General features: G+C 71.8%; 17 protein-coding genes. 16 read left to right on the forward strand and 1 reads right to left on the reverse strand.

What is annotated here, in order from left to right; genetic code table 11:
- Window positions 1–21: 21 nt before the first annotated feature.
- The 5 genes from FH610_RS19590 to FH610_RS19610 all read left to right on the forward strand — a co-directional run bounded on the left by FH610_RS19590 (window position 22) and on the right by FH610_RS19610 (window position 6617).
- Complete coding sequence (locus tag FH610_RS19590) at window positions 22–1809, forward strand: ABC transporter ATP-binding protein (protein ID WP_139575947.1); 1788 nt, start codon at window positions 22–24, stop codon at window positions 1807–1809.
- Window positions 1810–2154: 345 nt separating this feature from the next.
- Window positions 2155–2841, forward strand: coding sequence for an SDR family oxidoreductase (locus tag FH610_RS19595; RefSeq protein WP_139575948.1), 687 nt, complete (start codon window positions 2155–2157; stop codon window positions 2839–2841).
- Between the two features lie 73 nt (window positions 2842–2914).
- Window positions 2915–4258 carry a formimidoylglutamate deiminase gene (locus FH610_RS19600; RefSeq protein ID WP_139575949.1) on the forward strand — a complete coding sequence of 448 codons (1344 nt, stop codon included), beginning with the start codon at window positions 2915–2917 and terminating at the stop codon, window positions 4256–4258.
- Between the two features lie 53 nt (window positions 4259–4311).
- Window positions 4312–5460, forward strand: coding sequence for an imidazolonepropionase (gene hutI / locus FH610_RS19605; RefSeq protein ID WP_139575950.1), 1149 nt, complete (start codon window positions 4312–4314; stop codon window positions 5458–5460).
- Between the two features lie 224 nt (window positions 5461–5684).
- Complete coding sequence (locus FH610_RS19610; protein ID WP_139575951.1) at window positions 5685–6617, forward strand: sigma-70 family RNA polymerase sigma factor; 933 nt, start codon at window positions 5685–5687, stop codon at window positions 6615–6617.
- A 123-nt stretch (window positions 6618–6740) separates the two neighbouring features.
- Here FH610_RS19610 and FH610_RS19615 read toward each other — a convergent pair whose 3' ends face one another.
- Entirely contained in the window at window positions 6741–7598 is an 858-nt protein-coding gene (locus tag FH610_RS19615; protein WP_205825891.1) for an SDR family oxidoreductase, read from the reverse strand.
- 106 nt (window positions 7599–7704) lie between these two features.
- On the opposite strand from FH610_RS19615, the gene FH610_RS19620 reads away from it, so the two are divergent.
- The 11 genes from FH610_RS19620 to FH610_RS19670 form a co-directional block, all read left to right on the forward strand.
- On the forward strand, window positions 7705–8124 hold the full coding sequence (locus FH610_RS19620) for a MarR family winged helix-turn-helix transcriptional regulator (protein WP_139575953.1): 420 nt from the start codon (window positions 7705–7707) through the stop codon (window positions 8122–8124).
- 351 nt (window positions 8125–8475) lie between these two features.
- Entirely contained in the window at window positions 8476–9792 is a 1317-nt protein-coding gene (locus FH610_RS19625) for an ammonium transporter (RefSeq protein WP_139575954.1), read from the forward strand.
- Window positions 9789–10127, forward strand: coding sequence for a P-II family nitrogen regulator (locus FH610_RS19630; protein WP_030510869.1), 339 nt, complete (start codon window positions 9789–9791; stop codon window positions 10125–10127). The genes FH610_RS19625 and FH610_RS19630 overlap by 4 nt, the downstream gene beginning before the upstream one ends.
- A 4-nt stretch (window positions 10128–10131) precedes the next feature.
- Window positions 10132–12498: a [protein-PII] uridylyltransferase gene (locus FH610_RS19635; RefSeq protein ID WP_240809066.1), complete on the forward strand. Its 2367-nt coding sequence runs from the start codon at window positions 10132–10134 to the stop codon at window positions 12496–12498.
- Between the two features lie 229 nt (window positions 12499–12727).
- Window positions 12728–16045: a sensor histidine kinase gene (locus FH610_RS19640; protein WP_161628032.1), complete on the forward strand. Its 3318-nt coding sequence runs from the start codon at window positions 12728–12730 to the stop codon at window positions 16043–16045.
- Entirely contained in the window at window positions 16042–16461 is a 420-nt protein-coding gene (locus tag FH610_RS19645; protein ID WP_139575956.1) for a roadblock/LC7 domain-containing protein, read from the forward strand. The genes FH610_RS19640 and FH610_RS19645 overlap by 4 nt, the downstream gene beginning before the upstream one ends.
- Before the next feature lie 15 nt (window positions 16462–16476).
- Window positions 16477–16836 carry a DUF742 domain-containing protein gene (locus FH610_RS19650; RefSeq protein WP_030510865.1) on the forward strand — a complete coding sequence of 120 codons (360 nt, stop codon included), beginning with the start codon at window positions 16477–16479 and terminating at the stop codon, window positions 16834–16836.
- A 28-nt stretch (window positions 16837–16864) separates the two neighbouring features.
- Window positions 16865–17401 (forward strand): GTP-binding protein, encoded by a 537-nt coding sequence (locus tag FH610_RS19655; protein WP_205825892.1) that lies wholly within the window; start codon window positions 16865–16867, stop codon window positions 17399–17401.
- Between the two features lie 382 nt (window positions 17402–17783).
- A complete protein-coding gene (locus tag FH610_RS44515; RefSeq protein ID WP_240809067.1) occupies window positions 17784–21041 on the forward strand; it encodes a sensor histidine kinase in 3258 nt (1085 codons plus the stop codon).
- Window positions 21041–21463, forward strand: coding sequence for a roadblock/LC7 domain-containing protein (locus FH610_RS19665; RefSeq protein ID WP_076434898.1), 423 nt, complete (start codon window positions 21041–21043; stop codon window positions 21461–21463). The genes FH610_RS44515 and FH610_RS19665 overlap by 1 nt, the downstream gene beginning before the upstream one ends.
- Window positions 21464–21582: 119 nt before the next feature.
- On the forward strand, window positions 21583–21985 hold a 403-nt coding region (locus tag FH610_RS19670; RefSeq protein ID WP_240809068.1), incomplete at its 3' end, for a DUF742 domain-containing protein.

A 21985-nucleotide genomic window follows, 5' to 3' on the forward strand; every position in this document is an offset into this window, starting at 1 on the left:
GGTTCGCGCGAAGGGGGCTCCATGGGGATGGAGGGCGACGGCCCTGACGGTGGTCGGCCCGCGCCACGGCCGAAGGCGTCCCTGGGGGAGCGCGCCTCCTGGCGGCTGCTGCTCGACCAGGTGCGCCCCCACCGGCGGGTGCTCCTGCTGGGCGGCCTGCTCAGCCTCGTCGGCAGCCTCGCCGGGCTCGCCATGCCGGTCATGGCCAAGCGGGTGATCGACGCGTTCGGCGCGGGCGGCGCGCTGGCGGGCCCGGTGCTCGGGCTGTCGGCCGCGGTTCTGGTCGGCGCGCTGATCTCGGCGGCCGGGCGGTTCCTGCTGGAGCGGATGGGCGAGACGATCGTGCTCGACTCGCGACGGGGCCTGGTGGACCGCATCCTGCGGCTCACGGTCTCCGACGTGGACCGGCTCAAGCCCGGCGATCTGCTGTCGCGGGTCAGCTCCGACACCACCCTGCTGCGGGCCGTGTGCACGGACGCGCTCGCGTCCCTGGTCGGGGCCGTCTTCATGTTCCTCGGCGCCGCCGTGATGATGGCGATCATGGACGGCCTGCTGCTCGGGGTCACGCTCGCCGTCGTCGGCCTGGTCGCCGTCATGGGCGCCGCCATCGCGCCGCGCATCCGGCGGGCCTCGCTCCAGGCGCAGGTGGCGCTCGGCGAGATGAGCTCGGGGCTCGACCGCGCCCTCCAGGCGTTCCGTACGGTCAAGGCCAGCGGCGCGGAGGCGCGGGAGACCGCGGTGGTGGGCGCGGCGGCCGTCGAGGCGCGCGACCGTGGCGTGACCGCCGCCGCGTGGACCTCGCTGGCCGGCATCGGCGCCTGGATGTCGGTCCAGCTCGCGTTCCTCGCGGTGCTGGGGGTGGGCGGCGCGCGGGTCGCGTCGGGGGAGATGGAGATCTCCACCCTGATCGCCTTCCTGCTGTACCTGTTCTACCTGGTCTCCCCGATCGGCCAGATCATCCAGAGCCTCACCCAGATCCAGAACGGCCTGGCCGCGGTGACCCGCATCCAGGAGATCGCCATGCTGCGCACCGAGCCCGCCGCCGCACCCGTGGCGCGGGCCGGCGGCGAGCCTGTCGGGGTGACCTTCTCCGGGGTCGTCTTCCGCTACGGCGAGGACCGGCCCGTGGTCCACCACGACGTGACGTTCGAGGTGCCGGCCGGCGGCATGACCGCGCTCGTCGGCCCCTCGGGCGCGGGCAAGTCGACGGTGTTCGGCCTCATCGAGCGGTTCTACGAGCCGCAGGAGGGGGCGATCACGGTCGGCGGGCGCGACATCCGCGACTGGCCGCTCGGCGAACTGCGGGCCATGCTCGGGTACGTCGAGCAGGACGCCCCCGTGCTCGCGGGGACGTTCCGGGAGAACCTCGTCTTCGGCGCGCCCGGTGCGACCGACGAGGAGGTCGCCCGCGCCCTGGCCCGTACGCGCCTGGACGACCTGGTCGAGCGGCTGCCCGAGGGACTGGAGACGCCGGTCGGCCATCGCGGCATCCTGCTGTCGGGCGGCGAGCGGCAGCGGGTCGCCATCGCCAGGGCGTTGCTGCGCAGGCCCAGGCTGCTGCTGCTCGACGAGGCGACCTCCCAGCTCGACGCGGTCAACGAGATGCGGCTGCGGGAGGTCGTGGCGGAGGTGGCGCGCGAGACGACGGTCCTGGTGATCGCCCACCGCCTGTCCACCGTGACCGGAGCCGACCGGATCGTGGTCATGGAGGCCGGTCGCGTGCGGGCCTGGGGCACCCACGACGAGCTGGTCGCGGCCGACGCGCTCTACCGCGAGCTCGCCGCCACGCAGTTCCTCGTCTCGTCCTGACCGGCGGTCATCTCCGCACACGCCGATGGCGAAGCCGTGAGCAGCCCTTACACCGGGCCACAGCTTCTTTCGACCGGGAACCGGGAACGTCGCAGGTGCGTAACCTCTCCTTCACCACCGCCCGGTTGCCGGAGCCATCGCGCGTGCGGGCGCGTCCGGTGACCCGGGTCGGAGGCGGGGCGCCCGGCCGGTCCGGCCGGGCGCCCCGCCGCTTACCTCTCTACTTGATCGATCTATGTGATGCGGTCCGCCATGTGCTCGGAGCGTCCCACTCCGGAGACACCGCGCCCGCAGCGGTGAGGTGAGGTGCGCGCAAGATCCGCGCGGCGCTCTAAGGTGAGGTCCATGCGACCCACGGCTCTGATCACCGGCGCCTCGAGGGGTGTGGGGGCGGCGATCGCCCGTGCCCTCGCCCCCACCTGCGATCTCTTCCTGGGCGGGCGGGACGGCACCGCGCTCGACGCGCTGTGCGCGGAACTGCCGGCGGCCCGCCCCTGGGCGGTGGAGCTCACCGAACTCACCCCCGCGGACGTGGAGGGGATCGACCGGCTCGACCTGCTGGTCCACAGCGCGGGCGTCGCCAGTGTCGGGTCCCTGGCCGACACCCGGGCCGACGAGTGGCGGCGGCTGATGGAGGTCAACGTCATCGCGGTCGCCGAGCTGACCCGGCTGCTGCTGCCCGCGCTGCGGGCGGCCCGCGGGCACGTCGTGCTGATCAACTCGGGGTCCGGGCAGCGGGCCAACGCCAACTGGGGCGCCTACGCCGCGAGCAAGTTCGCCCTGCGCGCGTTCGGCGACGCGCTGCGCGAGGAGGAGCACGCCAACGGCGTCCGGGTCACCGCGATCTTCCCCGGGCGGGTGGGCACGGATATGCAAAGAGGCATCCGCGCCCAGGAGGGAGGGCCGTACGAGCCGGGAAGATACCTGGAGCCGGAATCGGTGGCGCGGGCCGTGCTGGCCGCGCTGACGGCCACGCCCGACGCCCACGTCACCGAGATCACCGTAAGGCCGGCTGGGGGACCGACCCGCTGACGGCCGCACGGGACGTGGGGGACGGACGTTCATTACAGTGGCAATACCGCCACGCCGCCCATCTGGAGGACCGGTGCACGTGACTTACTGGTGCGAGATGGCGTGGCTGCCGCCCGGCGAGGTCGTCGAGAGCGTCGTCGTCGGCGTCGAGGGCCGCCGCATCGTGGAGATCAGGCCCGAGGCGGCGCCTCCCCCGGGAGCCGTACGGCTGGGCGGGCTCACCCTGCCCGGCCTGGCCAACTGTCATTCGCACGCCTTCCACCGCGCCCTGCGCGGCCACACCCAGACCGGACGCGGCAGCTTCTGGACCTGGCGCGAGCGGATGTACGCGGTCGCCGAGGCGCTCGACCCGGATCGCTACCTCGCCCTGGCCACCGCGACGTACGCCGAGATGGCGCTCGCCGGGATCACCACCGTGGCCGAGTTCCACTACCTGCACCACGGGCCCGGGGGCAGGCCGTACGCGGACCCGAACGCGATGGGTCACGCGCTGGTCGAGGCGGCCAGGAGGGCCGGGCTGCGCATCACCCTGCTCGACACCTGCTATCTGACCGGCGGCATCGGCGACGCACTCACCGGCACCCAGCTGCGTTTCGGCGACGGGGACGCCGAGCGCTGGGCGGCCAGGGCCGACGATCTCGCCCGGGCGCACGAGGGCGAGGAGGACGTGGAGATCGGCGCGGCCATCCACTCCGTGCGCGCGGTGCCCCCCGAGCAGATGCACGTCGTCGTCGACTTCGCCCATCGGCACACCGGGCCGCTGCACGCGCACGTGTCGGAGCAGCAGGCCGAGAACGAGGCGTGCGTCGAGGTCTACTCGGCGACGCCCGTCCAGGTGCTGCACGACCACGGCGCGCTGGGGCCGCGCTCGACGGCGGTCCACGCCACCCACCTGTCCGACGTGGACGTGGCGCTGCTCGGCGGCTCCACCACCCACGTGTGCATGTGTCCCACCACCGAACGCGACCTCGCCGACGGCGTCGGCCCCGCCCGCAGGCTTCTGGAGGCCGGGTCGCCCGTCACTCTCGGCACCGACAGCCAGGCGGTCATCGACCTGTTCGAGGAGGCCAGGGCGGTGGAGATGGACGAACGGCTGGTCACGGGCGAGCGTGGGCACTGGCCCGCCGCGCAGCTCCTGCACGCCGCGACCGCCGCCGGGCAGGCGTCGCTGGGCTTCCCCGACGCCGGGTGCCTGGTGGCGGGGGCCTGGGCCGACCTCGTCTCCGTCCGGCTCGACTCGGTCCGTACGGCCGGCGCCACCAAGGCGTCGGCGGTGGAGTCCGTGGTGTTCGCCGCCACCACCGCCGACGTGCACACGGTCGTCGCCGGCGGGCGGCGCATCGTGGAGGACGGGCGGCACGTGCTCGGCGACATCGGCGCGTTGCTGCGCGACGCGCTCGCCCCGCTGCACCGGTGAGGTTTGCGCCGTTCGCGGGGTGGCGAGGATCAGGAGACGTGGGGCCGAGCGGCATGACATCAGTCGTTTTCACGGGGATCGGGTCGCTGTACACGGCGGACCCCGGGCGAGAGGAGATCGAGGACGCCGCGCTGGTCGCGGAGAACGGCGTGGTCCGGTGGATCGGCCGTTCCGCCGACGCCCCGCCCGCCGACGAGCGGGTCGACGTGGAGGGGCGCGCCGTCATCCCGGGATTCGTGGACAGCCACGCGCACCTGGTGTTCGCCGGCGACCGCACCGAGGAGTTCGCCGCGCGGATGGCCGGACGGCCCTACACCGCGGGCGGCATCCGCTCGACCGTCGCCGCCACCCGCCGCGCCACCATCCCCGAACTGGTGTCCACCACCGCGCTGCTGGTCTCGGAGATGACCATGCAGGGCACGACGACGTTCGAGATCAAGAGCGGCTACGGCCTCACCGTGGAGGACGAGCGCCGCAGCCTGGAGATCGCCTGCCAGTTCACCGAGGAGACCACGTTCCTCGGGGCGCACGTCGTCCCGCCCGAGACGACCGCCGACGACTACGTCCGGCTCGTGACCGGCCCGATGCTGGAGGCGTGCGCGCCGTACGCCAAATGGGTGGACGTGTTCTGCGAGCGCGGCGCGTTCGGCGAGGAGCACAGCAGGGAGGTGCTCGCGGCGGGCCGCAAGTCCGGGCTGCAGCTCAGGGTCCACGCCAACCAGCTCGGACCGGGGCCGGGCGTGCGGCTGGCCTGCGAGATGGGGGCGGCCTCGGCCGACCACTGCACCCATCTCACCGATGCCGACGTGGACGCGCTCGCCGCCGGCGGGGTGGTCGCCACCCTGCTGCCGGGCGCGGAGTTCTCCACCAGGTCGCCCTACCCGGACGCGCGGCGGCTGCTCGACGCGGGCGTCACGGTGGCCCTGGCGACCGACTGCAACCCGGGCTCCTCGTTCACCACCTCGATGCCGTTCTGCGTCGCCCTGGCCGTGCGCGAGATGGGCATGACGCCGCTGGAGGCCGTGCGGGCGGCCACCCGCGGCGGCGCGCGGGCGCTGCGGCGCACCGACGTCGGCACCCTGTCCATCGGCTCCCGCGCGGACCTCGTCATCCTGGAGGCGCCGTCGTACGTCCACCTCGCGTACCGGCCGGGAGTGCCGCTGGTGGCGCAGGTGTGGCGGATGGGGCGCCGCCTCGTTTAGGCCCTCGCAACCTGGGTAATCGCCTTTTTTCCCGGCCTCGCATCCTCCTTGGGGAGGAGAAAGAAACCATTCCCCGGTCGTATCCGTTTGGGGAATCTTTGCCATGGACCGGCCGTTGTCCGGGTCAGGAGCAGGAAGCCGGGGGCCGTGCCGAGCGGGGCGGACACGTCCGGCTCACCGGCTCACATATTGCATATCGCGGCGGCGGAACGAGGTGCCATCGGATGGCGACGGGGAATCGGACGCAGGAACAGCACGTCTCTGACCGGGATCTGCTGGGGACTTATCTGGCCGAAATCGGCCGTGTCCCGCTGCTGACCGCGGAGCAGGAGGTCGAGCTGGCCAAGCGCATCGAGGCGGGGTTGTTCGCCGAGCAGTTGCTCGACAGCGGACGGCGCGAGCCGAAGATCGCGGACGCGACCGACGAGGAGCTGGAGCGCATCGCGATCTCGGGGCGGCGGGCGAAGGACGAGTTCATCCAGGCCAACCTGCGGCTCGTGGTCGCGGTCGCGAGGAAGTACTCCGGACGGGGGATGCCGCTGATCGACCTGGTGCAGGAGGGCAACCTCGGGCTGGTCCGCGCCGTGGAGAAGTTCGACTACCGCCGGGGGTACAAGTTCTCGACCTACGCCACCTGGTGGATCCGGCAGTCGGTGGGCCGCTCGATCCACGAGCAGGCGCGGCCGGTGCGGCTGCCCACCCACGCGGGCGAGCAGATGACGCGGCTCATGCGGGTGCGCAGGGACATGCTGGCGGAGTTCGACGCCGAGCCGACCGACGCCGACCTCGCCGAGGTGCTCGACCTGCCGATCGAGCGGGTGCAGGAGCTGCGGCGCTGGGCCTCCGACCCGGTCTCCCTCCAGCTCGGCGTGGGCGACGAGGACGAGACCGAGCTCGGCGACATGATCGCCGACGAGACCTGGGCGGATCCCGAGCAGCAGGCCATGGACACGCTGGAGAAGGAGCGCCTGGAGCAGTGGCTGACCGGCCTCGAGGGCCAGATGCGCGACATGCTGCGCTGGCGGTACGGCCTGGTGGACGGCCGCGAGCACACCCTCACCGAGGTGGGGGAGCGCTACGGCATCGGCCGTGACCGCGCCCGGCGCATCGAGCGCGACGCGCTGGTGCGGCTGCGCAAGATGGCCAGCGCCGCGTAACCGGCGGCCTGCGCTCGGCCAAGCAACGAAGGTCGGTGTCCGCGGTCGTCCGTGGGCGTTGTCAGTTCGTCACGCAGTCACGCAGTCACGCAGAGAGGGGGCGTCCCCGGCTGCCGGCCGCCTCTACTCGGGTTCGCCGTCGAGCCGCAGCGCGTGCGCATTCCGGGCGCACCAGTCGGAGAAGGTGCGGGGGCGGCGGCCGAGCAGGTGTCGCACGGTGTCGGTGCAGACCCCGGTCGTGTCCGCGCGCATGAGCGCCGCGGCTTCGAGGATCGCGTCGGCAAGGGGTTTCGGCGCGCCGTCGGGGTAGCGGGACCGGACGATCTCCTCAGGGGTGGCGGCCGCGCGGACCTCTATGGGGCGGCCGACGGTGGCGGCGATGATCTGGACCTGCTCGGCGATGGTGAGCGTCTCGTCACCGGTGAGGGTATAGATCTGGCCTTCATGGCCGTTCTCGGTCAGCACGAGGGTGGCGACGGCTGCTATATCGGCCGGATCGATCGGGGCGGACCGGCCCGGCCCGATCGGGTCGAGGACGAACCCCTCCTCCCTGATCGACGGCACCCATTCCAGGACATTGGTCATGAAGCCGCCAGGACGCAGGATCGTGACCGGTATGCCGGATGCCCGCAGAAGTCGCTCGCGTTCGTGGTGCCAGCGGCCCATGGCGGGCACCGGATCTCCGAAGACCCAGATGGACGACAACAGCACGATGTGGCGCACTCCGGCGATGCGTGCGGCGGTGACGGCGTTCGCGGCCTGGTCCACGCCGATGCCCGGGGTGAGCAGGAAGAGCCGGTCGACGCCGTCGAAGGCGGGGGCGAGCGTCGAGGGCTCGTTCAGGTCGCCGAGCACGCGCTCGGCGCTTGCGGGCAGGTCGGCCGCGCGGGCGAGGTCGCGGACGAGGATGCGAAACTCCGCGTTCCTCGCGTCGAGCTCGCGGACCAGCTCACGGCCGATTCTGCCGGTGGCTCCGGTCACCAGTAACATGATGCTCCTAATCGTTTGCCGTCTAGCGAATAGCGCGCGGGGGAACGTTAGCCGGTAAATGATTAGCCGTCAATCGATCTGTCGCCCGGAGGTGGCGGTGGCCGAGTTCCTCGACCTGCACAGCAAAACGACGAAGGCGCTGCGTGCGCTGGCCGAGACGGCCATGCGCCGCCATGGCCTGCATCAGGGGCAGGATCACCTGCTGGCGGCCCTGTGGGAGCGCGACGGCGGCACACCCGGTGAGATCGCGGCCGCGTTGCACGTCACCACGCCTACCGTCGTCAAGATGGCCACCCGGATGAGCGCCGCCGGCCTGCTCGTCCGCCGCCGCGACGAACGCGACAGCAGGCTCGTGAGGCTCTGGCTGACCGACGCGGGCCGAGCGCTTCGGGGACCGGTCGAGGCCGAGCGCCGCAGCCTGGAGGAGAAGATCACCGCCGGTCTCACCGAGACCGAGCGCCGCCATCTGATGATCGCGCTGGCGAAGGTCTACGATTCGGCCAGAGATCTGCTGTGACCAGGGCGTTCGGAGCGGAGGACGGCAGTCCGGTCGGGGTCGGTGGTGGCGCGTACGAATAGAACACAGCCCTCGGCCACTTGGCGGCCGGTCGCATCGACCCTAGTGGAGGGCCGACGACGCGCACCCCTTCCGGGTGCGCGTTTTGTCGTTCTCAGCACGTCCGAAACCGGCCCGAAACACGATGGTGGCGAGTTTCACACATGTGAAACACGCAGGGTCGTGGGCTGAAACGGCGGAAGAACACGCTGTCGCCAACGTCAGTGCGCCAGCCGGCCAAGGTCGCCCGGGAGGAAGTCACTGCGGGAGCGATAACCGGCCACACGCCAAATTGTAAGGAGGGCCGCGTCGGTGAAGATCGATACCGGCACCACCGCCTGGATGATCACAGCCACCGCTCTGGTGCTGCTGATGACGCCCGGGCTCGCGTTCTTCTACGGGGGCATGACCAGGGCGAAGAGCGTCCTGAACATGATGATGATGTCGTTCGTCAGCATCATCACCGTCACCATCGCCTGGGTCCTGTACGGCCACTCGCTGGCCTTCGACGCCTTCGGCGACGGGGACAACGTCGTCAACAAGCTCATCGGCGGCGGGGACGCCCTGGGTCTGCAGAGCCTCGTCGACACGGCCACCAAGGACGACGGAACCGGTATGCCGAGCCTGGTGTTCTCGGCCTTCCAGCTCACCTTCGCCATCATCACCGTGGCCCTCATCAGCGGCGCGATCGCCGACCGGGCGAAGTTCGGCGCGTGGGTCGTCTTCGGCCTCGCCTGGGCGACGCTCGTCTACTTCCCCGTGGCCCACTGGGTCTGGGGCGGCGGCTGGCTGGCCGGCCTCGGCATCGAGGACTTCGCCGGAGGCACCGTCGTCCACGTGAACGCGGGCGCCGCCGGCCTCGCGCTCGCGCTGGTGCTCGGCAAGCGGACCGGGTGGCGCAAGGACCCGATGCGGCCGCACAACCTGACCCTGGTGCTGCTCGGCGTCGGCCTGCTGTGGTTCGGCTGGTTCGGCTTCAACGCGGGCTCCGAGCTCGCCGTCGACGGCACCGCCGGTCTCGCGTTCATGAACACCCAGGTCGCCACGGCGGCCGCCGCCGGCGCCTGGATCCTCGTGGAGAAGCTGCGCGACGGCCACTCCACCACCCTCGGCGTCGCCTCCGGCGCGGTCGCCGGCCTCGTCGCCATCACCCCCGCCTGTGGTTTCGTCGACCCGTGGGCGGCGATCGTGCTCGGTCTCATCGCCGGCGCGGTCTGCGCGTACGCGGTGGGCCTGAAGTACCGCCTCGGCTTCGACGACTCGCTCGACGTGGTCGGCGTGCACCTGGTCGGCGGCGCGATCGGCGCGGTCTCGCTCGGCATCATCGCCCGCTACCCCTTCGCGGACGGTCAGAACCAGGGCCTCATCTACGGCGGCCCGATCTCCCAGCTCGGCGTGCAGGCCCTCGGTCCTGTCGCGGTAGGCCTCTACTCCTTCATCATGGCGTATGTCATCGGAAAGATCATCGACAAGACGATGGGCTTCCGGATCAACCAGGAGGAGGAGGTCACCGGCATCGACATCACCACCCACGCCGAGACCGGGTACGACCTCGGCACCGTCCACTCCTCGGGAGTGGCCTCCGTCAACGGGCCCGTGCCCGCGCCTGCGAAGAAGGTCGACGCATGAAACTCATCACCGCAGTCATCAAGCCGTTCAAACTGGACGACGTGAAGGCCGCCCTGGAGCAGTTCGGCATCAAGGGCATGACGGTCTCGGAGGCCAGCGGCTACGGCCGGCAGCGCGGCCACACCGAGGTCTACCGCGGCGCCGAGTACCAGGTCGACCTGGTGCCCAAGGTCCGGGTCGAGGTCCTCGCCGAGGAGGACGACGCCGAGGACGTCATCGACGTCATCGTCAAGGCGGCGCAGACCGGCAAGATCGGCGACGGCAAGGTCTGGTCGGTCCCCGTGGACACGGTCGTCCGGGTCCGCACCGGGGAGCGCGGGCCGGAGGCGCTGTAACCGGATGATGAGAGGGGAGGCGCGCTCGTTCGCCGCGATCCGCAAGGACCGGGCCGCGGACATCGACAGATGGCTCACCGATCTGTTCCGCACGGCGGCCACGCGGCCGTACGCGCGGGAGGGTGGATCGGGAGGGAAGGGCGGCTTCCCCGACGAGCGCGGCCCCGCCGCCTCCCACGGGACCGGCCTCACTGGAATCGAGCACAGTGGAATCGGGCACGGCGGGGCCGGCCCCAACGGGATCAGCGGGGTCGCCCTGGTCGCGGTCGGCAGCCTGGGGCGGGGCGAGCTCGCCCCGGGCAGCGACCTCGACCTGGTCCTGCTGCACAACGGCCGCGACGACGTGGCGAGGATCGCCGACCGCATCTGGTACCCCATCTGGGACTCCGGGATCGGCCTCGACCACTCGGTCCGTACGGTGGACGAGGCGGTCAAGGTCGCCAGGGAGGACCTCAAGGCCGTGCTGGGCCTGATCCAGGCGCGGCACGTGGTGGGGGACCCCGAGCTGACCAGGGCCGTGCGGGAGGCCGTGCTCGCCGAGTGGCGGGCGGACTCCCGGCGCAGGCTGGCCGAGCTGCGCGCGTCGGCCGACAAGCGTGCCGAGTCCGGCGGCGAGCTGGCCTTCCTGCTCGAACCCGACCTCAAGGACGCCAGGGGCGGCCTGCGCGACGTGCAGGCGATGCAGGCCGTGGCCGCCGCCTGGGTCGCCTCGGCGCCCGGCCCGCGGGTCCGCGAGGCGTACGAACTGCTGCTGGACATCAGGCACGGGCTGCACCTCGTCACCGCGCGCGGCACCGACCGCCTGGTGCTCCAGGAGCAGGACGCGGTCGCCGGCACGCTGGGCCTGCTGGACGCCGAGGCGCTGATGCGCCGCCTGGCCGAGGCGGGCCGGACCGTCTCCCACGCCTTCGACGCCACCTGGCGGACGGTCGACCGGCTGCTCACCGGTCCCGCGCCCCGGGGCCGCAGGCCGCTCGCCGACGGTGTCGTGGAGCACGGCGGCGAGGTCGTGCTGGCCCGCGGCGCCAATCCGCGCACCGACCCCACGCTCGTGCTGCGCGCGGCCGCGGCCGCCGCCGAGGCCGGGCTGCCGCTCGCGCCCGCGACGGTCTCCGCGCTCGCCGCCCAGTCGCCGCCGCTGCCCGTGCCGTGGCCCCCGGAGGCACGCGGCGCGCTGGTCGCGCTGCTCGGCGCGGGGCGCGCGGCCGTACCGGTCTGGGAGGAGCTCGACCAGGCCGGTGTGCTCGTGAAGCTCATCCCCGACTGGGAGCGCGTACGGCACCGCCCCCAGCGCAACCCCGTCCACCGCTACACGGTTGACCGGCACCTCATCGAGACCGCGGCCGGGGCCGCGGCCTTCACCCGGGAGGTGTCCCGCCCCGACCTGCTGCTGATCTCGGCGCTCCTGCACGACGTCGGCAAGGGCTGGCCGGGCGACCACTCCACCACGGGGGAGATCGTCGCCAGGGACATCGGCACCCGGATGGGCCTCCCCCCGGCCGACGTGGAGATCCTCGCGACCGTGGTGCGGCATCACCTGCTGCTGCCGGAGACCGCCACCCGGCGGGACCTGGACGATCCGGTCACCATCTCCAGGGTCGCGGAGGCCGTCGGGTCCAGGGAGGTGCTCGAACTGCTGTCCGCGCTGGCGGTGGCCGACGGCAACGCCACCGGCCCGGCCGCGTGGAACTCCTGGAAGGCGTCCCTGGTCTCCGACCTGGTCCGGCGGGTGCGGTCGGTGCTGTCCGGCACGCCGCCGGCGCCCGCGCCCGCCCTTTCCCCCGAGCAGGCGGCGCTCGCCCGGCACGGCGGCGGCGCGGTGCGCGTGAACGGAAGCGCGGTCACCGTGGTAGCGCCCGACCGGCCGGGTCTGCTGTGGCGGGCGGCAGGGGTGCTCGCGGCGCACCGCATGGCGGTCCGCTCCGCCTCCGCCGCGTCCGCCGGGTCGACGGCCGTCATCGAGTTCGTCGTCGTCCCCGAGTACGGCACGCCGCCCGACCCCGCGACGCTGGAGGCCGACCTGCGTCTCGTCCTGGCCGGACGGCTCGACATCGAGCAGCGCCTGGCCCGGCGGGCGAGGTCGATGCGCCCGTCCCGGGTGCCGGTCGCGCCGCCCCGGGTCACCCTGGTGGACGACGCGTCCCTCACCGCGAGCGTGGTGGAGGTGCGGGCGCATGACAGACCCGGCCTGCTGTGGCGGATCGGCCGCGCGTTCGGCGAGTGCGGTCTTGACGTACGCGCCGCCCGTGTGGAGACTCTGGGCGCAGAAGCGGTGGATGTCTTCTATGTGGCGGATCGCACAGGCCGTCCCCTCCTCGATGAGCAGCAGCGCATCCAGGTGCGAGAACACGTGCTCGCGGCCCTCAGATGAGGGGGTAACGATCCTCACCTCTTGGTAACAATTGGGGTGCTGCGGCAGGGGTAGGGCCGCTCGCCGTCGTGACCTTGTGGTCGAATTGTCCCCGCTTATACAGCTGTGTCACTTCATGCTGTCCAGACGCGTGAAGGCAGGCCGAACGATGGCGGGGCCGGTGAGCATGGAGCAGTCGAATACCGATAACCGCAGGCGGCGGAGTCGTCTCTCGCCGCGCAACTGGCGAGTGCCCACACGCCTGACCGCGCTGATCGTCGCCCCGACGATCGTGGCCGTGCTCCTCGCCGGCGTCCGTGTCGTGGGTTCGATCGACAGCCTGACCGCCTACCAGCGGACCAGGTCGTCGGCGGAATACTCGGTGCACCTGCGGGACCTTGCCGAGCAACTGGCTCTCGAACGCGACCTGTTCGTCTGGGGTGGCAACAGCAAGCGCAAGTTCGACATCGACGGGGAGACCGAGGTCACCCGTGCCCAGCAGAGCGCGGCGGTCGACCCGCTGATCCAGCAGGTGAAGGCCGACCTCAAGAACATCAACACGGACTACGGCACGCGTGCGGTGGAGCAGGCACAGCAGCTCACGAGCCGCATCTCGAGCCTCGCGGGCATCCGTAAGAACGGCGCGCCGGAGGACTACAGCGCCGTGATCGCCAACATCCTGCGCCTGCACGACGAACTGGGCAACAACGACGACAACGCTGCGATCGTGGGCAACGTCCGCGCTCTCAGCGCTCTCGCCCACGCCAAGGAGGAGGCGGCCCTGCAGCGGGCCACCCTCACCCGTGAGCTGCTGGAGCGCAACCAGACCTTCACCACGTTCGAGCTGCAGGACTTCCTGGCCTCCCAGTCGCGCCAGCAGAGCTACCTGGCGACGTTCTACACCGAGGCCCCGGCGACCGAGGCGAGCCGCCTGGTCACCCTCTTCGGCGACAAGGACGTGGTCAACAGCGAGCTGACCAAGTCGTGGGCGCTCACGCTCGGCCTGCAGAACCAGTCCCTCAGCCGCTACCGGGGCAGGGACAGGACGGCCCAGCAGTGGTTCCAGAACAGCACGAAGGCGATCGAGCAGATGGCGGCCGTCGAGGGCCGCGTGTCGGAGCTGGTGCAAAGCCGCGCCCGCGACCTGCAGTCGGCCGAGCAGCGCAACGCCCTCATCGCCGGCGGCCTGATCCTCGCACTCCTCGTGCTCGTGCTCGCCACGACCGTGCTCATCGCGCGGTCGATGGTCCGGCCGCTGCGCCGCCTGCGGGCGGAGGCGCTCGACATCGCCGGGCGGAGGCTGCCGGAGATCGTCCGGCAGATGCGCGAGTCCGAGGACCCCGAGCGCGAGTCCCACGTGCAGCCGATCGCGGTCGACAGCAGCGACGAGATCGGCGAGGTGGCGCAGGCCTTCGACGAGGTCCACACGCAGGCCGTGCGCCTGGCCGCGGAGGAGTCCCGCCTGCGCGCCAACGTCAACTCGATGTTCGTGAACCTCTCCCGCCGTACGCAGACACTGGTGGAGCGGCAGATCTCGCTGATCGACGGCCTGGAGCGGGGCGAGGAGGACGGCCGGCGTCTGGCCGACCTGTTCAAGCTGGACCACCTGGCCACGCGCATGCGCCGCAACAGTGAGAACCTCCTGGTCCTCGCCGGTCACGAGCCGCCGCGCAAGCGGAGCCAGCCCGCCCGGCTGGTCGACGTGGTCCGCGCCTCGCTGTCGGAGGTCGAGGACTACGAGCGGGTCGTCGTCCGGATTCCTCGTACGATCGCGATCGCCGGGCACGCCGCGAACGACGTCGTCCACCTGCTGGCGGAGCTGGTCGAGAACGCCATCGCCTTCTCGCCGCGCAACACCAAGGTCGTCGTCTCCAGCAGCCCCGTCGAGGGCGGCGCCGTGATGCTCGGCGTCACCGACGCGGGGATCGGCATGTCGCCGGAGGAGCTCGCGGAGATCAACCGTCGTCTCGCCGAGCCGCCCACGATCGACGTCTCGGTGTCCCGCCGGATGGGCCTGTTCGTGGTCGGCCGCCTCGCGTTGCGTCACGGCATCCGGGTGCAGCTGCGCCGGGGTGACGGCGCGGGCGTCATCGCGATGGTGCTGTTCCCCGCCCAGCTCATCTCCAACGCCGATCAGCCCGTGATGCCGCGTCCCTCCGTCCCGGCCGGGCAGACGGCGGCCGGACTGCCGGCCCGGCAGGCGTTCGCCGAGCCGGACCCGCTCGCTCCCGCGCCGGGAGGCGGTTCGTTCGAACCCTGGAGCCCCGGCAACGACGCGGCGGGCGGCGTCGGGTCCCGCAGGCCCCCGGCGACCGGCGGACACGGTCCGGGCGGGAACGGTCCCGGCGGGAACGGGTTCAGCGGAATCGGTGCCGGTGGCAACGGCGCGGGCGGGTTCTCCGCATTCGGCGCGCCGACGGCGGATGCGCCGCCCGCGCCCGCGGAGAACCCGTACGGGGAAAGCGCGTTCACCCAGCACTCGGGGCCCCATTCGGTGCCGGGCCTGCCCGGGAGGGCGCCGGACGGCGACCCCCGCCGTCCGGCGTTCGGCGAGCAGTCCGAGCCGTCGTGGCCATCGGCGCCCGCCGGGCCCTCGGCGTTGCCGCAGAGGGGATCACAGAGGGGATCACCGGGGGGATCACAGAGCGGAGCCGCGAGCGGGAGCGGCGAGGACCGCTCGGAGCACTCGTGGCCGTCGCTGCCCACCGGGCCGACGGGACTCCCGCAGCGGGGCGGCTCCACCGGGCCCACGGCCTTCTCGCCGTCGAGCACCGGGCCGACGGCGTTCCCTCAGCCGAGTTCCCCGTCGAGCACCGGGCCGACGGCCTTCTCGCCGTCTCCGTCCAGCACGGGGCCGACGGCCTTCTCGCCGTCGGACACCGGACCGACCGCGTTCTCCCCGTCCGCCACTGGACCGACGGCGTTCTCGCCGTCTCCGTCCAGCACGGGGCCGACCGCATTCCCCGGCGCCGCGCCGCCCGCGGGAACGGCCGGGGAGCCCGGGTCGTCGACCGGGCCGCTGCCGTCGGTCGAGGAGTCGCCGCTGGAGCAGGGCGAGGAGTTTCTCCCGATCTTCGCCTCGGTCGAGTCGGCGTGGTTCCGGCGTCCCTCGGACACCGGCCCGCAGGCCGCGCCCGCGGCGCGGACCGGCGCGGAGGCGGACGGGGGAAAGGCCGGAGAGGAGCCCGGAGAGAGCACCGGGGAGATCGCGAGGGTGCCCCGCTCCGCCACCGCCTCCGGGCCCGTCTCCGCCCCGCAGGCGCAGGGCGGAGACCCCGGCGGATGGCGGTCTCAGGCCGACAGCGGCTTCCAGGCCGCGGCGAGCGCCCGGGACCCCCTGCTGGGCGGTGTGACCGCGGCGGGCTTGCCGAAGCGCACGCCGAAGGCCAACCTGGTGCCCGGCTCGGTGGGCGCGGACGGCCCCCCAGCCGCCGCCCCGCGCCCTCCGGTCTCGGCCGAGGCGGTGCGCAACCGCCTGTCCAGCTTCCAGCAGGGTGTAAGGCGAGGCCGGGCCCAGACGGCCGGAGGTCTCGCCGAAGGGTCGGGTAAAGAGGAGGAGGGCTCGTGACTGAGCTGAGCGTGGAAGCACGCAGGTTCGACTGGCTGATCACCGATTTCGTCGGCAGCACGCCCGGCGTGGCGCACGCGGTGGTGGTGTCGTCGGACGGCCTGCGGCTGGCCCAATCGGACGGGTTTCCGCCTGACCGCGCCGACCAGCTCGCGGCGGTCGCCGCCGGCCTGCTCAGCCTCACCCTCGGCGCCGCACGGGTGTTCGAGGGGGGCGCGGTGTCGCAGACCGTCGTCGAGATGCAGCGGGGACTGCTGCTCGTGATGGCGATCAGCGACGGCTCCTGCCTGGCCGTACTCGCCGCACCTGACTGCGACATGGGCCTGGTGGCCTACCAGATGACCCTGCTCGTCGAGCGGGCAGGCCAGGTGCTCACGCCGGCGCTGCGCGCCGAGCTGCAGACGTCGCGGCGATGACCAGAGGAGAGGGCCGTGCGTGATCGTGACGGGACAGAGGACGAGCCTCTGTTCCGTCCGTACGCCGTCACCGGTGGCCGATCCGAGCCGCGTTACCACATGGCGATGGAAACCCTCGTATCATCGGTGACCTTGAAGAGCAATGACTATTCCCTGCTCAGTCCAGAGCAGGAATCGATCATGATGCTATGTCGTTCCGTACGATCGGTCGCGGAGATCTCGGCACTGCTTCGGGTCCCGCTGGGCGTGGCCCGTGTGCTCATCGCCGACATGGCCGACGAGGGTCTGGTCCGCCTGCACATGCCGCAGCTGAACCAGGGACAGCCAGACCTCAACCTGCTCGAAAGGGTGCTCAGTGGACTACGCAGGCTCTAGCCGTGGTCTTACCTCGACGAAGATCGTCGTGGCGGGTGGGTTCGGCGTCGGGAAGACGACCTTCGTCGGTGCCGTCTCCGAGATCCTGCCGCTGACGACCGAGGCCGTGATGACCGACGCCAGTGCGGGCATCGACGACCTGGGGCTCACGCCGAACAAGACGACCACGACGGTCGCCATGGACTTCGGCCGGCTCTCGCTCGACCAGGACCTCATCCTCTACCTGTTCGGCACGCCGGGTCAGCACCGCTTCTGGTTCATGTGGGACGACCTCGTCCGCGGCGCCATCGGCGCGGTCGTGCTCGTCGACAGCCGCAGGCTCGCCGACTGCTTCCCTGCCATCGACTACTTCGAGGAGGCCCAGCTTCCCTTCCTGGTCGCGATGAACGGCTGGGAGGGGCAGTTCCTCCACTCGGAGGAGGAGGTCCGTGAGGCGCTGTCGCTGGCTCCGCACGTCCCGATCGTCCGTACGGACGCGCGCTCGCGGGATGCCGTCAAGTCCACGCTCATCAGCCTGGTCGAGTATGTGCTGACCGTGCGGGCCGCGTACGGCAGACAATACTGAACCTGGAAAAAGCTGTGTTCCCGACAGGCCGCGCCCCGCGGACGGGAGCGGCGAGGGCGGTACCCCGGAGGGTGCCGCCCTCGCGGCGTCCGGCCCGAGCATGTCGCCGGCGTGGCATTCTTTGCCCTCGGGGGTCCGATCCCCGGGACTCGCGGCTACCCGGCAGGGCAGAATTCGGTATTGATGCTGACCCGATATTTAACCAAATAACATCATCTACATGCCTGTCTAGGCTATTTGTGCACGGGTGTTCGGTTGGCCTCCCTGGTGTCGGTGTGCTGCAATTACCCTCGCCTGCAGGACGTCTCGCACGTCACGCCAGCCACATCCGTGCTGAGACACTTCCCCCTGTGCGCACATACGGCGAGAGGTTGCAAAGCCTGTGAGGACACAAGACCCCCGGACCGACGAGAGCCCCGGGACCGGGGTTCCGGCTGAGCAGGAGCCCGACGAGGGAAGTCGTTTTCTCCTGCGCAACTGGCGCGTGCGCTCCAGGCTTGTGGCGCTGATCCTCATCCCGACCCTGGCGGCGCTGCTGCTGGGCGGCCTGCGGGTCGTCACCTCGGTCACCACGGCGTCCGAATACCAGCAGATCAGCGACCTGGCGCGGCTCGTGGACAAGGTCGCGGGCCTCACCCACGAGCTGCAGTCGGAACGCGACCGCGCCGCCTGGAACGCGACGCTCGGCCACCCGGCGAAGGCGACCGCCGCGGTCAAGGCGCAGACCCTTCTCACCAACAAGGCGGCCACCGCCGTCCGGGACCTGGCGAACGAGGTCAGGACGAAGGTGAGCAGCCGCGCCTCCGACGAGATCGACCACGTCCTCGGCAAGCTCGACGGCGTGGAGGTGCTGCGGAGCCAGGCCATGCAGGGGAACCTGCAGCCGAGCGCCGTGCTCGACCAGTACACCCTCGTCATCGAGACTCTGATGGCCCTGCAGGACGAGCTGGCCAAGAGCACCCAGGACGACCGGCTCGCCGCCTCGTCCGTCACGCTGGCCGCGCTCGCCCGTGCGAAGGAGAACGCCTCCCTGCAGCGCGGCCTGCTGACCACGGTGCTGCCCAACACCCGCTTCGAGCAGGTCCAGCTGCAGAACTTCCTCGGCGCCGTGTCCGCCGAGGAGAGCGATCTGCGCGCCTTCCGCAAGAGCGCCACCGCCGAGGAGCGCGCCGACTACGACAACACGGTGACCGGCGGCAAGGTCGACCAGGCGGAGTTCATCCGCACGCTGGTGCTCGACCGCGCCAACGCGGGCTTCCCGCTCAAGGGCTTCGACCAGTCGGTACGCGACGACACCCGCCTCTGGTACGACGCGATGTCGCAGCCCATCAACCGGATGCGCACCGTCGAGGCCAAGCTGACCTCCTCCATCGTGGCGCGGAGCCAGTCGCTCAAGGACGACGAGCAGCAGCGGGCCATCATCGTGGCCGTCGCCGTCGCTCTCCTGCTGATCGCGGTTCTGCTCGTCACCACCGGCGTCGCCCGCTCGCTCGTACGCCCGCTGCGGCGGCTGCGCAGCGAGGCGCTGGAGATCGCCGGCAGCCGCCTCCCCGACACGGTCCAGAAGCTGCGGGAGGCCGGCGACGCCGCCGAGGTCCCGCCCATCGCCCCGATGCAGGTGGTCGGCCGCGACGAGATCGGCGAAGTCGCGCGGGCCTTCGACGAGGTCCACCGCGAGGCCATCCGGCTGGCGGGTGACGAGGCCCGGCTGCGCAGCAACGTCAACGCGATGTTCGTGAACCTGTCGCGGCGCACGCAGACGCTGGTGGAACGTCAGCTGTCCCTGATCGACGGGCTGGAGCAGGGCGAGCAGGACGAGCAGCGGCTCGGGAACCTGTTCAAGCTCGACCACCTGGCGACCCGCATGCGCCGCAACAGTGAGAACCTCCTGGTCCTCGCCGGGCAGGAGCCCGCACGCCGCTGGGGCCAGCCGGTGCCCATCGTCGACGTCGTGCGCGCCTCGCTGTCGGAGGTCGAGAACTACGAGCGCGTCGACATCCAGGTGCAGGGTGGAGCGTCGGTCGTCGGCCAGTCGGTCAACGACGTCGTCCACCTCGTGGCCGAGCTGGTGGAGAACGCCATCTCCTTCTCGCCCCGCGACACCAAGGTCACGGTGTCCAGCAACCGCATCGACGGCGGCGGCCTGATCATCTCCGTCAGCGACCAGGGCATCGGCATGACGCCCGAGGAGCTGGCCCAGACCAACTACCGGCTCGCCAATCCTCCGGTCGTGGACGTGTCGGTGTCCCGCCGCATGGGCCTGTTCGTGGTCGGCCGCCTGGCGCTGCGTCACGGCATCCGCGTGCAGCTGCGCCAGCAGGACACCGGTGGCCTGACGGCCATGGTGCTGCTGCCCGAGGCGCTGCTGGCCAACGCCGGCCCGGCGTTCCCCGGCGTGCCGGGCATGCCGCAGCCCGAGCTGACCAGCCCGATGCCGGCGGTCGGAACCGGGCCGCAGTTCGGCGCCGCCATGTTCGGCAACGCGCCGGCCCTCGCCAGCCCGACGCCGTTCGAGAACCCGCCGCGCACTCCGGTGTTCGGCGCGGACGCGCCCGGCGTCGGCACCCCTGGCGCCGACCCCTTCGAGCGCGGGCCCTTCGAGTCCTTCCCGCGGGAGACCGTCGGCTTCGACCCCGACCCGTTCGCCCGCAACCCCTTCGAGCCGCCGCCGGGCCGTGGCGCCGAAGGCGACCCGTTCGCGCGCAACCCGTTCGAGACGGGCGGTGCGGGGCGGCCGGGCGAGTCCGATCCCTTCGCCCGCAACCCCTTCGACACCGGCGGCTTCGGTCAGGGCGGGCAGCCCGACCCGTTCGCCCGCAGCCCGTTCGAGTCCGGACCGTTCGACCGGGCGGCCTTCGACAAGACGCCGTTCGACAAGGCGCCGTCCGAGCAGAGGTCGTCCGAGCGAGACCCGTTCGAGACCACGAACTTCGACTCGGGGCCGTTCGACTCCAGCCCCTTCGACACCAATCCCTTCAGCCGGGGTCACGTCGGCGAGGCCCCCGTGGACACGCCCTGGCCCGGCCATCTACCCCCTCCGGGGGGCGCCTCCTGGCCCGGCACCCCGCAGGACGGCGGCGCCGGCTGGCCCGGACAGACCGGCCGCGGCGGCTTCGAAGGCGACGACAACACCGGCCCGCTGCCGGTGGTGCGGACCTCGCCGCTGGAGTCGGAGGAGGAGTTCCTCCCGATCTTCGCGGCGGTCGAGTCGGACTGGTTCAAGAAGGTCGACATCCCGGCGGAGAAGAGCGACTCGGACGGCGAGACCGCCGCGGACACCAAGACCTGGTCGTCTCCGGCCGACGTCGGCTGGCAGGCGGCCAAGGCGGCCAGCGAGCCGGCACTGGGCGGGGTCACCTCGTCCGGCCTGCCCAAGCGGGTGCCCAAGGCCAACCTGGTGCCCGGCTCGGCCACGGGTTCCACCCCTTCCGCGGAGCCCGCCGCGGCAGCGGCGGCCGCCCCGCCGCCGCCCCCGCCCGTGCTCTCGCCCGAGCGGGTTCGCAGCAGGCTCTCCAGCTTCCAGCAGGGCGTCCGGCAGGGCCGGGCGGTCGCCCGCGGGGAGGCGGGGGAGGACCAGGGATATCCCGGGGCGGCGGCCCTGGGCACGCCCGATGCCCAGGACAGTGAGAAGGAGGACTGATGAGGGAAATGAGCCAGGCCGCGCGCGGCATCAACTGGTTGATCACGGACTTCGTGAACAACGTGCCGGGTGTGGCGCACACCGTGGTGGTGTCGGCGGACGGGTTGCCTCTGGCGTTCTCGGACGGGTTTCCCAAGGATCGGGCGGATCAGCTGGCGGCGGTGGCGGCCGGGTTGATCAGTCTGACGCAGGGTGCCTCGCGGGTGTTCGAGGGTGGCCCGGTGACGCAGACGGTGGTGGAGATGCAGCGGGGGTTGTTGCTGATCATGTCGATCAGTGACGGGTCCTGTCTGGCGGTGCTGGCGGCGGCGGATTCCGATCTGGGTCTGGTGGCCTATCAGATGACGTTGCTGGTGGAGCGGGCGGGCCAGGTGCTGACCCCCGCGGTTCGCGCCGAGCTCCAGGCGTCTCACCCGCGGTGACGGAAGACCCCGCGAAGTAAGGCACGCGGTGGAGGACAGATCGGGGAAGACGCCCTGAGCGGGGCGGCCGGGACGGCCGCCGGGTTCCGGAGCGAGAGCGAAAAGGTCAGGAGGACGCTGTGGCAGGCGGCGGCTGGAACAACGAGGCCTATCCGCCGGTGGACGACGCCCACCGGCAGTACGGCGGCACGAACCCGGTCCCGACGCCGGCGCCGATGGAGCAGAGCTCACTGGTGCGGCCGTACGCCGTCACCGGCGGGCGTACGGCGCCGCGGCTCCAGCTCGCCATGGAGGCACTCGTGTCCTCCGCCACGGTGATGCACCAGGACCTTTCCACGCTCACCCCGGAACGCCAGGCGATCAGCACGCTGTGCCGTCAGGTGCGGTCGGTGGCGGAGGTGTCGGCGTTGCTGCGGATTCCGCTGGGTGTGGTTCGCGTGGTGATCGCGGACATGGCGGCGGAGGGGCTGGTGCATGTGCATCAGCCGCAGTTGGAGGCCGGTAAGCCGGATCTGAACTTGC

The organism is Microbispora catharanthi, assembly GCF_006334915.2.
GTDB classification, from domain to species: Bacteria; Actinomycetota; Actinomycetes; order Streptosporangiales; family Streptosporangiaceae; genus Microbispora; species Microbispora catharanthi.